General features: G+C 70.9%; 13 protein-coding genes. 9 read left to right on the top strand and 4 right to left on the bottom strand.

Annotation, left to right across the window (positions count from 1 at the left end; translation table 11 throughout):
• Positions 1-75: 75 nt before the first annotated feature.
• Positions 76-1,074: a TAXI family TRAP transporter solute-binding subunit gene (locus SY2F82_RS09775; protein WP_200418563.1), complete on the top strand. Its 999-nt coding sequence runs from the start codon at positions 76-78 to the stop codon at positions 1,072-1,074.
• A gap of 120 nt (positions 1,075-1,194) precedes the next feature.
• On the opposite strand, the gene SY2F82_RS09780 is transcribed toward SY2F82_RS09775, so the two are convergent.
• Together SY2F82_RS09780 and SY2F82_RS09785 are read right to left on the bottom strand one after the other, a co-directional pair.
• Positions 1,195-2,616, bottom strand: coding sequence for a HAMP domain-containing sensor histidine kinase (locus SY2F82_RS09780; RefSeq protein WP_200418564.1), 1,422 nt, complete (start codon positions 2,614-2,616; stop codon positions 1,195-1,197).
• A gap of 9 nt (positions 2,617-2,625) precedes the next feature.
• On the bottom strand, positions 2,626-3,312 hold the full coding sequence (locus tag SY2F82_RS09785) for a response regulator transcription factor (RefSeq protein ID WP_103843240.1): 687 nt from the start codon (positions 3,310-3,312) through the stop codon (positions 2,626-2,628).
• A gap of 360 nt (positions 3,313-3,672) precedes the next feature.
• On the opposite strand from SY2F82_RS09785, the gene SY2F82_RS09790 reads away from it, so the two are divergent.
• The 8 genes from SY2F82_RS09790 (at position 3,673) to SY2F82_RS09820 (ending at position 10,213) form a co-directional block, all read left to right on the top strand.
• The gene (locus SY2F82_RS09790) at positions 3,673-4,449 is read left to right on the top strand and encodes an amino acid ABC transporter ATP-binding protein (protein WP_200418565.1); all 777 of its coding nucleotides are present in this window, start codon (positions 3,673-3,675) and stop codon (positions 4,447-4,449) included.
• Positions 4,450-4,588: 139 nt separating this feature from the next.
• Positions 4,589-5,428, top strand: a complete 840-nt coding sequence (locus SY2F82_RS09795) for a glutamate ABC transporter substrate-binding protein (protein ID WP_200418566.1) — start codon at positions 4,589-4,591, stop codon at positions 5,426-5,428.
• Between the two features lie 76 nt (positions 5,429-5,504).
• On the top strand, positions 5,505-6,170 hold the full coding sequence (locus tag SY2F82_RS09800; protein ID WP_200418567.1) for an amino acid ABC transporter permease: 666 nt from the start codon (positions 5,505-5,507) through the stop codon (positions 6,168-6,170).
• A complete protein-coding gene (locus tag SY2F82_RS09805; RefSeq protein WP_200418568.1) occupies positions 6,167-7,051 on the top strand; it encodes an amino acid ABC transporter permease in 885 nt (294 codons plus the stop codon). The genes SY2F82_RS09800 and SY2F82_RS09805 overlap by 4 nt, the downstream gene beginning before the upstream one ends.
• Positions 7,052-7,243: 192 nt before the next feature.
• Positions 7,244-8,926, top strand: coding sequence for an FAD-dependent monooxygenase (locus tag SY2F82_RS09810; protein WP_200418569.1), 1,683 nt, complete (start codon positions 7,244-7,246; stop codon positions 8,924-8,926).
• A gap of 189 nt (positions 8,927-9,115) precedes the next feature.
• On the top strand, positions 9,116-9,202 hold the full coding sequence (locus tag SY2F82_RS39845) for a putative leader peptide (protein ID WP_315986099.1): 87 nt from the start codon (positions 9,116-9,118) through the stop codon (positions 9,200-9,202).
• 70 nt (positions 9,203-9,272) lie between these two features.
• On the top strand, positions 9,273-9,815 hold the full coding sequence (locus tag SY2F82_RS09815) for a cysteine dioxygenase (protein ID WP_200418570.1): 543 nt from the start codon (positions 9,273-9,275) through the stop codon (positions 9,813-9,815).
• The gene (locus tag SY2F82_RS09820) at positions 9,812-10,213 is read left to right on the top strand and encodes a rhodanese-like domain-containing protein (protein WP_200418571.1); all 402 of its coding nucleotides are present in this window, start codon (positions 9,812-9,814) and stop codon (positions 10,211-10,213) included. The genes SY2F82_RS09815 and SY2F82_RS09820 overlap by 4 nt, the downstream gene beginning before the upstream one ends.
• 108 nt (positions 10,214-10,321) lie before the next feature.
• Here SY2F82_RS09820 and recX read toward each other — a convergent pair whose 3' ends face one another.
• Both recX and recA read right to left on the bottom strand, forming a co-directional pair.
• On the bottom strand, positions 10,322-11,080 hold the full coding sequence (recX, locus tag SY2F82_RS09825; protein WP_200418572.1) for a recombination regulator RecX: 759 nt from the start codon (positions 11,078-11,080) through the stop codon (positions 10,322-10,324).
• A 3-nt stretch (positions 11,081-11,083) separates the two neighbouring features.
• Positions 11,084-12,214 (bottom strand): recombinase RecA, encoded by a 1,131-nt coding sequence (gene recA, locus SY2F82_RS09830; RefSeq protein ID WP_200418573.1) that lies wholly within the window; start codon positions 12,212-12,214, stop codon positions 11,084-11,086.
• Between the last annotated feature and the right edge of the window lie 324 nt (positions 12,215-12,538).

The following is a 12,538-nucleotide window of genomic DNA, read 5'->3' on the forward strand; positions in this document are numbered from 1 at the left end:
AAGCAGCCGTCCTCGGCCCTCCCCCTGTCGGTCCCGGCCTGGTCAGAGGGGCCGCGGCCTGGCAGGATCGCGCGCATGCTTCAGGCACTCCCCCGTATCGGCAGACGCCGCGCGCTGCTGGGCTCGGCGGCCGCGTGCGCGGTCCTCGGACTGCTGCTGTGGTGGCTGCTGCCGATCGGCGAGGAGTCCCCGAGCGGCACGGTCACCTTCAGTACGGGCACCCCGAGCGGCGTCTACGAGAAGTACGGCACCCTGCTGCGGCAGACGATCGCCCGGGACATGCCGCAGCTGGACGTACGGCTGCAGAACAGCGACGGGTCGCAGGAGAACGTGCGCCGGGTGGCCACCGGGAAGGTGGACTTCACGATCGCGGCGGCCGACGCGGTGGAGACGTACCGGCTTCAGAACGGGCCCGGCTCCGGCCGGCTGCGCGGTTGCGCCCGGCTGTACGACGACTATGTGCACCTGGTGGTACCGCGTTCGTCCCCCGTGCGGTCGGTGGCGGACCTGAAGGGCCTCACGGTCGCCGTCGGGCCGGGCGGCTCCGGGGTGCGGCTGATCGCGGAGCATGTGCTGAAGGCGGCCGGGCTGGATCCTCAGAAGGACATCACGTCGCTGTCCGACGGCATCGGGACGATGCCCGGGCTGCTGAGGCAGCACCGGATCGACGCTTTCTTCTGGTCGGGCGGGCTGCCCACCGGGGCGATCACGGATCTGTCGCAGCACTTCCCGGTCCGGCTGGTGCCGATCGGCGGCGACCTGGTGGCGAAGCTGCACGCGCAGGGCGGCGCCTCCCGCTACTACCGGGCCGCGGTGATGCCGGCCGACGCCTATCCAGAGGCGCAGCAGGGCGTCTCCGTGCAGACCGTGGCCGTCGCCAACCTCCTGGTCACGCGTCAGGACATGAACCCCGACCTGACCGACGAGCTGACCCGCGTGGTCATCGACAGCCGCGACCGCATCGGCGCTCAGGTGCACGCGGCGCAGCTGGTGGATCTGCGCACGGCGATCTACACGGACCCGCTGGAACTGCACGAAGGCGCGCGGCGGTACTACCGGTCGGTGAAGCCGTAGTTCCCGCCACCCGGTGGCGTACCCCCCTGGGGGCTTGGCTCCGCACCCCGATCGGCCCGAACGACCCCGTCCTGGAACGCCGGACAGGCTGATGGCGCCCTGCCCCGGCCGCGAAGTCCCTCAGACCCCGGCGTGCCCGGCCCCCGTCGCCGTCCGCGGAAGCGACACCGTCACCCTCAGGCCGTGCGGCTCGTGGTGCGCGTACGAGATCGAGCCTCCACCCGCCGCCAGCAGCGTCTGGGTGATCGACAGTCCGAGACCCGAGCCCTTGACGTTCTGGTGGGCGGGGCTGCGCCAGAAGCGGTCGCCGACGCGGGAGAGTTCCTCGTCGCTCAGGCCCGGGCCGCCGTCGGTGACCACCACCGTGGCGGTGTCACCGGCGGCCGCGACCTCCACTTCCACGCCCTGGCCCGCGGGAGTGAACTTCACCGCGTTGTCGATGACCGCGTCCAGCGCGCTGGACAGGGTCACGGGGTCCGCCCAGGCCGTGGTGGCCGGGCAGGTTCCGGTCAGTCGTACCCCCTTGGCCTCGGCGGCCGGCCCCCAGGCCGCGACCCGCTCGGCGGTCAGCGCGCCGATGTCGGTGAGCCGCAGGTCCGCCTCGGCGTGCTCGGCGAGCGCCAGGTCGAGCAGGTCGTCCAGAACCTGCGCGAGGCGCTTGCCCTCGGTCCGCACCGAGGCGATCTCCTCGTTGCCCTCCGGCAGTTCCAGCGCTAGCAGTTCGATGCGCAGCAGCAGCGCGGCCAGCGGATTGCGCAACTGGTGCGAGGCGTCGGCGACGAAGGCACGCTGCTGCTCGAGGACCTCTTCGACGTTGTCCGCCATCTCGTTGAACGACCGGGCGAGGCGCCTCAGCTCCGGCGGCCCGCCCGCCGCCGCGACCCGGGACTTCAGGCGTCCGGTCGCTATGTCGTGGGTCGTCGCGTCCAGGACCCGTACCGGCCTGAGCACCCATCCGGTCAGCCGCAGCGCCGCGCCGACGGCGAGCAGCATCGCGGCGACCTCCCCGGCGCCGATGAACAGCCAGCCGTGCAGGATCCTCGACCGCATCTGCCCGGTGGGCGAGTCGGTGACCACGACCGCGACGACGTCACCGTCGCGGATGACCGGCGAGGCGACCACGAGCCGGCTGCGCTGCCAGGGCCAGACCTGCTCGGGATCGTGGCTGCGCCGCCCGAGCAGCGCCTCGTTGAAGGCGTCACGGCCTTCGCCCTTCTGCGGCAGGAACCAGTCCCCGGGCGCGTTGGCCATGGGCGTGTCGTCGCGGTAGAAGACGCCGGCGCGGATGCCGTACACGCCGTAGTACATGCCGAGTTCCTTGGCCAGGGTCTCGCCGCGCTCGTCGGTGACTTCGGCCCGGGAGCCGGTGGGCCGGTCGGTGACGAACTGGGCGAGGGCGGCGAAGCGCGCCGTGTCGTCGATGCGGTCGACGACGACCCGCTGCTGCTGTGCCGCCGCGAGGCTCACCGCGAGCGGCACACCGAGCGCGAGCAGCACGGCCGCCATCAGGACGATGAGCAGCGGAAGGAGACGTGTGCGCACCCGTGCCCGCTATGCGGCCGGGGCGACGAGCCGGTACCCGACGCCGCGTACGGTCTCGATCAGCGCGGGCATGCGCAGCTTGGAGCGCAGGGAGGCGACGTGCACCTCCAGGGTGCGCCCGGTCCCCTCCCAACTGGTCTGCCACACCTCGCTGATGATCTGCTCGCGGCGGAACACCACCCCGGGGCGCTGGGCCAGCAGGGCGAGCAGGTCGAACTCCTTGCGGGTCAGCTGGACGACCGAGCCGTCGACGCTGACACGGCGGGTGGGGAACTCGATGTGCACGGGCCCGAGGCGCAGCGCGGTCTCGGTGGCGCCGGTGTCGTCCAGGTGCGGGGTGCGGCGGCTGACCGCGTGGATGCGCGCGAGCAGTTCCCCGGTGTCGTACGGCTTGACCACGTAGTCGTCGGCGCCGAGGTTCAGGCCGTGGATGCGGGACCGTACGTCCGAGCGCGCGGTGACCATGATCACCGGGGTGCCGGTGCGCTTGCGGATCTTGGCGCAGACCTCGTAGCCGTCCTGGTCGGGCAGGCCCAGGTCGAGGAGGACGACGCCGAAGCCGGCGCCCTCGGGGACCAGCGCCTGGAGCGCCTCCTCGCCGCTGCGGGCGTGCGTGACCTCGAAGCCGTGCCGGGCCAGGACCGCGGACAGGGCGGCCGCGACGTGGTTGTCGTCCTCGACGAGAAGCAGTCTCATGCCGGCCCCCTCCGGTTTCTCGGTCCTACGGTCTGTTCGGCCTTACGGTCTCTGTGCGCTCTCGGCGTGCGCAAGGGCGTCGTCCCCGCGCCGCACCGGAAAGACGTCATCCATCCGAACGCGTGGGCACGCGCGCGTGCACCAAGGAAGTCACGCCGATGAACGAGGACGTCGTCAAGAGACTTCGGGGTGCGGGCGGCTTCCGTTACCCAGCCGGTACGCGCTCCGCCGGATTCACTACCACTCGTGTCCGGCCGCTACCGGATTGTGATGCTCAGATCTCCCTCAGATGTAATGACGCTGGTCGTGCGGTCTCACTACTGTCCTCCGAAACCGAGCTAGGACGGAGCCAGTGAGCACATGACCGAAGTATCGGTGGCCAAGGACTCGGTGGCCGCGACCGACGAACTGGTCGTCCTGAAGAGCGTCAACAAGCACTTCGGCGCGTTGCACGTGCTCCAGGACATCGACCTGACCATCACGCGTGGTGAAGTCGTCGTGGTCATCGGCCCCTCCGGGTCCGGCAAGTCCACCCTGTGCCGCACCATCAACCGTCTGGAGACCATCGACGCGGGCGAGATCCTGATCGACGGCAAGCCGCTGCCCCAGGAGGGCAAGGAGCTGGCCCGGCTGCGCGCCGACGTCGGCATGGTCTTCCAGTCCTTCAACCTCTTCGCGCACAAGACGGTGCTCGAGAACGTGATGCTGGGCCAGATCAAGGTCCGCAGGACCGACAAGCAGAAGGCCGAGGAGAAGGCGCGCGCGCTGCTCGACCGGGTGGGCGTCGGCAGCCAGGCGGACAAGTACCCCGCCCAGCTCTCCGGCGGCCAGCAGCAGCGTGTCGCGATCGCCCGCGCGCTGGCGATGGACCCCAAGGTCATCCTCTTCGACGAGCCGACCTCGGCCCTGGACCCCGAGATGATCAACGAGGTGCTGGAGGTCATGCAGCAGCTCGCCCGGGACGGTATGACCATGGTGGTGGTCACCCATGAGATGGGCTTCGCCCGTTCGGCCGCCAATCGGGTGGTCTTCATGGCGGACGGGCGCATCGTGGAAGAGGCCACGCCGGAGCAGTTCTTCAGCGCCCCGCGCAGCGACCGCGCGAAGGACTTCCTGTCGAAGATCCTGCACCACTGAGGTTCCGCCCCGGGCGCCATCCGTCCGCGTCCTCAAGTCCGCTCACCCCGAGCGTCCCACCGCCGACACCGCGCACGGCCCGCCTCCCGGGCGCCGGTCCCCGGTCCGCATTCTCTTCACCACGCAAAGGATGTTCACCATGAAGCTCCGCAAGGTCACTGCGGCCACGGCCGTCGCCCTCGCCCTCGCCACCGCCGCCACCGCCTGCGGGTCGGACAAGAAGAGCGACGGCGGCTCGTCCTCCGGCGGCGGCAAGACGATCAAGGTCGGCATCAAGTTCGACCAGCCGGGCATCGGCCAGAAGACGCCGCAGGGCTACTCCGGCTTCGACGTGGACGTCGCCACGTACGTCGCCAAGCAGCTCGGCTACAACGCCGACCAGATCGAGTGGCACGAGTCGAAGAGCGCCGACCGCGAGACCATGCTGCAGCGCGGCGACGTCGACTTCATCGTCGCCTCGTACTCGATCACCCCGAAGCGTCAGGCGAAGGTCGACTTCGCCGGCCCGTACCTGCTCGCCCACCAGGACGTGCTGATCCGCGCCGACGACAACTCGATCAAGTCGCCCTCGGACCTGAACTCCAAGAAGCTGTGCTCGGTGACGGGCTCGACCTCGGCGCAGAACGTCCACGACAAGCTCGCCCCGAAGGCCAACCTGCTGCAGTACCCGACGTACTCGGCCTGCCTGACGGGTCTGCAGAACGGTGCCGTCGACGCGCTGACCACCGACGACTCGATCCTCGCCGGTTACGCCTCGCAGGCCGCCTTCAAGGGCAAGTTCAAGCTCGGCGGCTTCAAGATGACCAACGAGAACTACGGCATCGGCGTCAAGAAGGGCAGCGACCTCAAGGCGAAGATCAACAGCGCCCTGGAGAAGATGGTCTCGGACGGTTCGTGGAAGACGGCCGTGGAGAAGAACTTCGGCCCCGCGAACTACAAGTACGAGCCCGCGCCGAAGATCGGCAACATCGTCAAGTAAGCAGGGCCTCCGGGTGCGCCGCCCACGGGGGAGCGGCGCACCCGGGCCTGTCCGACACGCGGAAGCGCGGGACCTCATGTTCGACTTTCTTGATCACTACGACGTGCTGGGAGCGTTCTGGACGACGGTGCAGCTCGCCGTCCTGTCCGCGATCGGCTCCCTGATCTGGGGCACCGTGCTGGCCGCCATGCGGGTCGGCCCGGTCCCGGTGATGCGCGGTTTCGGCACCGCCTACGTGAACATCGTGCGGAACATCCCGCTGACGGTGATCATCCTGTTCACCTCGCTCGGTCTCAACCAGACCCTGCAGGTCCAGCTCGGCGCGACCGACTTCAAGGTCGTCAACTTCCGGCTCGCCGTGCTCGGTCTGATCCTCTACACCGCGGCGTTCGTGTGCGAGGCGCTGAGGGCGGGCATCAACACCGTGCCCGTCGGGCAGGCGGAGGCGGCCCGCGCGCTGGGGCTGAGCTTCCGTCAGGTGCTCACGCTGGTGGTACTGCCGCAGGCGTTCCGCTCCGTCGTCGGCCCGCTGACGAACGTCCTGATCGCGCTCATGAAGAACACCACGGTGGCGGCCGCGATCGGCGTCACCGAGGCGGCCCTGCTGATGAAGGAGATGATCGAGAACGAGGCCCAGCTCCTGCTGATCTCCGCGGTGATCGCCTTCGGGTTCGTGTGTCTGACGCTGCCGACCGGCCTGATCCTCGGCTGGGTGGGCAAGAAGGTGGCGGTGAAGCGATGACGTCCGTCCTCTACGACGCCCAGGGCCCCCGGGCCAAACGGCGCAACGTCGTCTACACGGTGGTGTTCCTGCTCGCCGTGGCCGGGCTCGGGTGGTGGGTGTTCACCAGTCTCGACGACAAGGGCCAGCTCGACTGGGAGAAGTGGAAGCCCTTCTTCGGTGGTACGGAGGCCTGGTCGACCTACATCTGGCCCGGGGTGCAGAACACGCTGAAGGCCGCCGCCCTCGCGATGCTCATCTCCCTGCCACTGGGCGCGGTCCTGGGCATCGCACGGCTCTCGGACCACGCCTGGGTGCGGATCCCGGTCGCGATCGTGGTGGAGTTCTTCCGGGCCATCCCGGTCCTCGTCCTGATGATCTTCGGCCTCGCCCTCTTCTCCCAGTACACAAACGTCAGTTCGGACGACCGCCCGCTGTACGCGGTGGTCACCGGCCTCGTCCTCTACAACGCCTCCGTCCTCGCGGAGATCGTCCGCGCGGGCATCCTGGCCCTGCCGAAGGGCCAGGGAGAGGCGGCACTGGCGATCGGTCTGCGCAAGAACCAGGTGATGCGGTTCATCCTGCTGCCGCAGGCGGTCACCGCGATGCTGCCGGCGATCGTCAGCCAGCTCGTGGTGATCGTGAAGGACACGGCGCTGGGCGGCGCGGTCCTCACCTTCCCCGAACTGCTGGCCTCGGTCTCGCCGATGAGCTCCTACTACGGCGCCAACACCATCGCCAGCTTCACGATCGTGGCCGTCATCTACATCGTCATCAACTTCGCCCTGACGACGTTCGCCGGCTGGCTGGAGAAGCGGCTGCGGCGGGGCAAGAAGTCGACCGGCGCGGTGCTGCCCCCGGCGGCGGTCGGGGCGGCCGAGTCGACGGGCGCGGCCGTCTGACGGCTCCCGCGGCCGCCTGACGGCTCCTCAATCCCTTGGGGCTCAGAGGGCAGTGGCGTCACGCCACTGCCCTCGTCGCTTGACGGGCGCTGCGGCAGTGGGTTGCATACGGTGTGTGATCGTGCACCCTGCTCCACCTGCCTGTTCCCCAACGTTCCTCCACACACCACGCAGGGCGGGGGGCGCCACACCGTGGACCCGGTGATCATCGTGGGAGCGGGGCCCGTCGGGCTCTCGCTCGCGCTGGCTCTGGCACGGCAGGAGGTGCCGTCCGTGGTCCTCGACGAGGGCCCGGGCAAGGACGAACAGCGGGCCGCACGCACGGTCGTGCTGCGCGAGGACACCGCCGCCCTGATGGAACGCCTGGCCGGAGTACCGCTCACCGGAGCCGGGCTGCCGTTCACCGGCTGGCGGTCGATGCGGCGCAGGCAACTGACCCGGAAGGTCGTCTTCGAGCCGGACGGCACGGCGCACGGGCGTGGCGGCGCATACGGCCCCACGGCCGAGCGGGCCGCCGAGGGACGCAAGGGCACCGTGGAGGAACCCGGAGGGCCGGCCCCGCTGCACATCGCCCAGCATGTGCTGACCGGAGCCCTGCGCACCGCCATCGCCGGACAGCCGCTGGTCAAGGTCGCCGTCGAGAGCCGCCTCGACGCCCTCGAACAGGAACCCTCCGGCGTCACCGCGCACACGCGCGGCCCCCGGAGCACCTGGTGGCGCGGCAGCCACCTGGTCGGCTGCGACGGGCCGCGCTCGACGGTGCGCAAGCTCCTCGACATCCGCTTCCCCGGCCGTACGGCGGTGGAACGGCACGCCGTGGCCGCCCTGCGCGCAGAACTGCCCTGGCCCGGCGAGGCTTTGCTGCACCGCATGCCGCCGTGGCGGGCGTCCGGCCCCTCGAGCGGCGAGGTCACGGCACGCCCCCTGCCCGACGGGGTGTGGCGCCTGGACTGGCTGCTGCCGCCGGGCAAGGACCTGGTCACGCCCGAACTGCTGGTGACCCGCATCCGGGAGACCCTCGCCGGATGGAACGGGGGCACCACCCCCGCCTACGACCTGCTGGACACCGGTGTCCACACCGTCCACCACCGGCTCGCCCGCCGCTGGCGCGCCGGCCGGGTCTTCCTCGCCGGGGACGCCGCGCACCTGCTCGGCGCGCTCGGGACGCAGGGCCTCGACGAGAGCCTGCGGGACGTCGACAACCTCGCCTGGAAGCTGGCACTGGTCTGGCACCACGGGCCGCACGAGGCGCTGCTCGACAGCTACCAGGCGGAACGCCGCGCCGCGGTCGCGGCCCGGCTGCGCGCCGCCGACCAGGCGCTGCCGCTGCTGCGCGGCGGCGGGGGCCTGCGGTCCTTCGTACCCGGGTCCGCCCGCGGCCATGACGCGCTCCTCACGGACGGCCACCTGGGGCGGGGCGCGCTGGGCACGCCGGCGACGTACGCCGCCTCACCGCTGGCGGCGGAGGACGGCGAGTCGACCGCGTTCGTGGGCACGGAGCCCGGAGCGCCGGTGGTGGACGTGCGGGTGACGGCGGAGGACGGGGCGTCCGTACGGCTGCGGGACCGGCTCGGCCGCGGAACGCTGCTGGTGGTGCTGGTCGCGCCGGGCACCGGCGTATGGGAGCGCAAGCACTGGGTGTCGGCCGGGATCATGCCCCGGCTGGCGGCGGCGGTGACGGCCCTGCCGCACCCCGCGGAACTGCTGGTCGCCGAGAGCTACCCGGGCGCCGCCGCCCACACCGTCCTGCTGATCCGGCCGGACGGCCATCTGGTGACGGCGCTCGCCGGGGTGCGCCCCGCGGACCTGTACGCGGCGGCCGAGGCGGCACTGGGCGGCCCGGCGAAGACACAGGCGACGGCGAGCGCGCGCTAGTGCTCCGACAACAGACCGCACGCCTGCCTGCTGGCCCGCAAGCCCGAAAAGCCCTGACGGGGCTTGATCCTGCGGTGAGGCGCAGCGCCATGCGGAGGGGAACTCCGTTGCCCGCACTCACGGTCACCTTGAGGTCCACATGGTGACCGTGAGTTGACCGGTCGACACCGCCATGGTCTACTCCGGACCATGACCGACACGTATGCGCGCCTGTGGCGGAGGGTCCATATGGACCTCGTCCGCTATGCGGGCTGCGTGTGTCGCCCGTCCTGTTGATCTCGCTTCCTTCACCGCGCGCAGTGCCCCTGCCGCCGCGCGCTCCGGCGAACTCTCAGGACGGTACCCCTTGTCTGTCTCCCCTTCCGTGCCCCTGTCCGCGAACTCCGCCCGGACCGAGGCTCCCACCCAGGCCGAACTCCTCGCCTTCGCGCGCCGCACGGCCGCCGACGCCGAGCTGATCGCCTCACTCCCGCTGGATCCCGAGGGCCGTACCTGGGTACGGCTCGAGGGTCCCGGCGGCAGCGAGGCCTGGCTGATCGGCTGGCCGCCCGGCACGGGCACCGGCTGGCACGACCACGCCGAGTCGGTCGGCGCCTTCGTCACCGCATCGGGCGAACTGAAGGAGAACTCCCTCACGGTCCGGCTGCCGTCCGACGGGTGGAAAACCCTGGAACTCACCGACGGAGTCGACCGTGAGCGGCGACTGCCGGCCGGTAAGGGCCGCTCGTTCGGCCGGCACCATGTGCATGAGGTGCTCAACGAGTCCACCGAGCGACACGCGGTCTCGGTGCACGCCTACTACCCGCCCCTGCCGCAGATCCGCCGCTACAGTCGCACGGGGCAGGTGCTGCGTCTGGAGCAGGTCGAACGCCCGGAGGACTGGCAATGAGTTCCGCACCCGAACGCCCTGTGGGCATCGACGAGTTGCTGGAGCGGGTCCGCAAGGACCTGGACCGGGTGCAGCCCGCGGAGGCCCACGAGGCCGCACAGGCCGGCGAGGCCCTGCTCGTGGACATCCGCTACGCGGCGCTGCGGGACCGTGACGGGCTCATCCCCGGCGCGCTGGTCGTCGAACGCAACGAACTGGAGTGGCGCCTGGACCCGCAGGGCAGCCACCGCCTCCCCGAGGCCACCGGCCACGACCTGCGCGTCGTGGTCGTCTGCAACGAGGGCTACGCCTCCAGCCTGGCCGCCGCATCCCTCCGCCAACTGGGCCTGCACCGCGCCACCGACCTGGTGGGCGGCTTCCAGGCCTGGAGAGCGGCGGGGCTGCCGGTGGCGCTGTAGGGAGGTCTTTGCCGGGGTGGGCGTTGGGGGCCATGGGCTTGTTGGGGGCTTGGGCTTCGTGACCAGGGGGGAAGGGCCCCTCCCCCCTCCCCTCCCCCTCCCCCGGTTTCAGGCCCCCTCGTCCCCCAGCCCCTCCGTGTCCTCCCCCTCCTCCGCCAGGGCCTGGCGGACCACGCGCAGGGCCATCCCCTCGGGGTAGCCCTTGCGGGCGAGCATGCCCGCGAGGCGGCGCAGGCGTTTGTCGCGGTCGAGGTCCCGCGTGGCGCGCAGTTTGCGGGCGACGAGCTCGCGCGCGGTGGTCTCTTCCTGCTCGGCGTCCAGCTGTCCCACCGCCGCGTCGATCAGCGCGGAGTCCACGCCCTTCGTCCGCAGCTCCTGGGCGAGCGCCCGGCGGGCCAGGCCCCGGCCGTGGTGCCGGGATTCCACCCAGGCGTCCGCGAAGGCGCTGTCGTCGATCAGGCCGACCTCCTCGAACCGTGACAGCACCTCGTCCGCGACGTCCTCGGGGATCTCCCGCTTGCGCAGGGCGTCCGCGAGCTGTTTGCGCGTGCGCGGAGTTCCGGTGAGCAGACGCAGGCAGATCGCCCGCGCCTGCTCAACCGGGTCCGCCGGGTGCTCCCCCGTCCCGGCCCTCGACGAGAAGGAAGAGCCTCCGTCCTGTGGGGCGTCGGCCGGTCCCCCGCCACCGCGCCGCCGTCCTCGCCCGCGTCCGCCGCGTGGAGCGTCCTCGCCGTGCGCGTCCGCGTCGCCGCGCACGTCGTCGTACGCCCCGTCACCGCCCCCGACGAACCCCGTGTCGCGCCCGCTTCCCCGCCGCTGCGGGGTCCCGGGGTGGGCGTACTCGGCCCAGTCGGTTCGTCGTGTCATGGGCTAGCTCTTGGCCGCCGGGGCCTTGGCCTTGGCGGTCTTGGCCGCCGGTGCGGGCGCCGTCTTGGCGGTGTCGTCGGCCGCGGGAGCGGCGGCACTCGCCGCGTCCGTGCCCGGCTCGGCGGTGGGCTCCTCCGGCCGGACTCCGACGCCCAGCTTCTCCTTGATCTTCTTCTCGATCTCGTTGGCCAGGTCGGGGTTGTCCTTGAGGAAGTTGCGCGCGTTCTCCTTGCCCTGTCCGAGCTGGTCGCCCTCGTACGTGTACCAGGCGCCGGCCTTGCGGACGAAGCCGTGCTCGACGCCCATGTCGATCAGGCCGCCCTCGCGGCTGATGCCCTGGCCGTAGAGGATGTCGAACTCGGCCTGCTTGAACGGCGGCGCGACCTTGTTCTTGACGACCTTGCAGCGGGTGCGGTTGCCGACCGCCTCCGTGCCGTCCTTCAGGGTCTCGATGCGGCGGATGTCGATGCGCACCGAGGCGTAGAACTTCAGCGCCCGGCCACCGGTCGTGGTCTCCGGGGAGCCGAACATCACGCCGATCTTCTCGCGGAGCTGGTTGATGAAGATCGCGGTGGTCTTGGACTGGTTGAGCGCGCTGGTGATCTTCCGCAGGGCCTGGCTCATCAGGCGGGCCTGCAGACCCACGTGACTGTCGCCCATCTCGCCCTCGATCTCCGCGCGCGGGACGAGCGCGGCGACGGAGTCGATGACGATGAGGTCCAGGGCGCCGGAGCGGACGAGCATGTCCACGATCTCCAGGGCCTGCTCGCCGTTGTCCGGCTGGGACAGGATCAGGTTGTCGATGTCGACGCCGAGCTTGCGCGCGTACTCGGGGTCGAGGGCGTGCTCCGCATCCACGAAGGCGACCTGACCGCCGGCCTTCTGGGCGTTGGCCACCGCGTGCAGGGTCAGCGTGGTCTTGCCGGAGGACTCCGGTCCGTAAATCTCCACCACGCGGCCGCGCGGCAGGCCGCCGACACCGAGGGCCACGTCGAGCGCGGTCGAGCCGGTCGGGATGACCTCGATGGGCTCCTTGGACCGCTCGCCCATGCGCATGACGGCGCCCTTGCCGAATTGTCGTTCAATCTGTGCGAGGGCGGCGTCGAGGGCCTTCTCGCGGTCGGTACCTGCCATGGGTTCCACCCGGTTTGCTTGAGTCGATCGCTTCACGTCAAAGACGCTAACGCCTGCCACTGACAATGCGCCCCGACGCTCGTCCGGCTGTGGATAACTCGGGTACTTCTCCGTCAAAACCGTGTCGAAATCCCCGCCGTGAGCCCGCCGGAGCCTCCATAAGAATGGATGTTCGATTTTTGTGTCAAGCGGGCCGACAGGCACCTGCGAGCGTACGGTCGCGCGCTGGCAGCGGCCCGGTGCCGGGCTACTCCCCGCGGGGTACGGCGGGTGTCTTCGGCCGGAGGACGACGGGCCGAGGCCGCTCCCGGGAGCCTTGCCCCA

Origin of the sequence: Streptomyces sp. Y2F8-2, assembly GCF_014905555.1 — a bacterium.
Lineage (GTDB): Bacteria > Actinomycetota > Actinomycetes > Streptomycetales > Streptomycetaceae > Streptomyces > Streptomyces cynarae.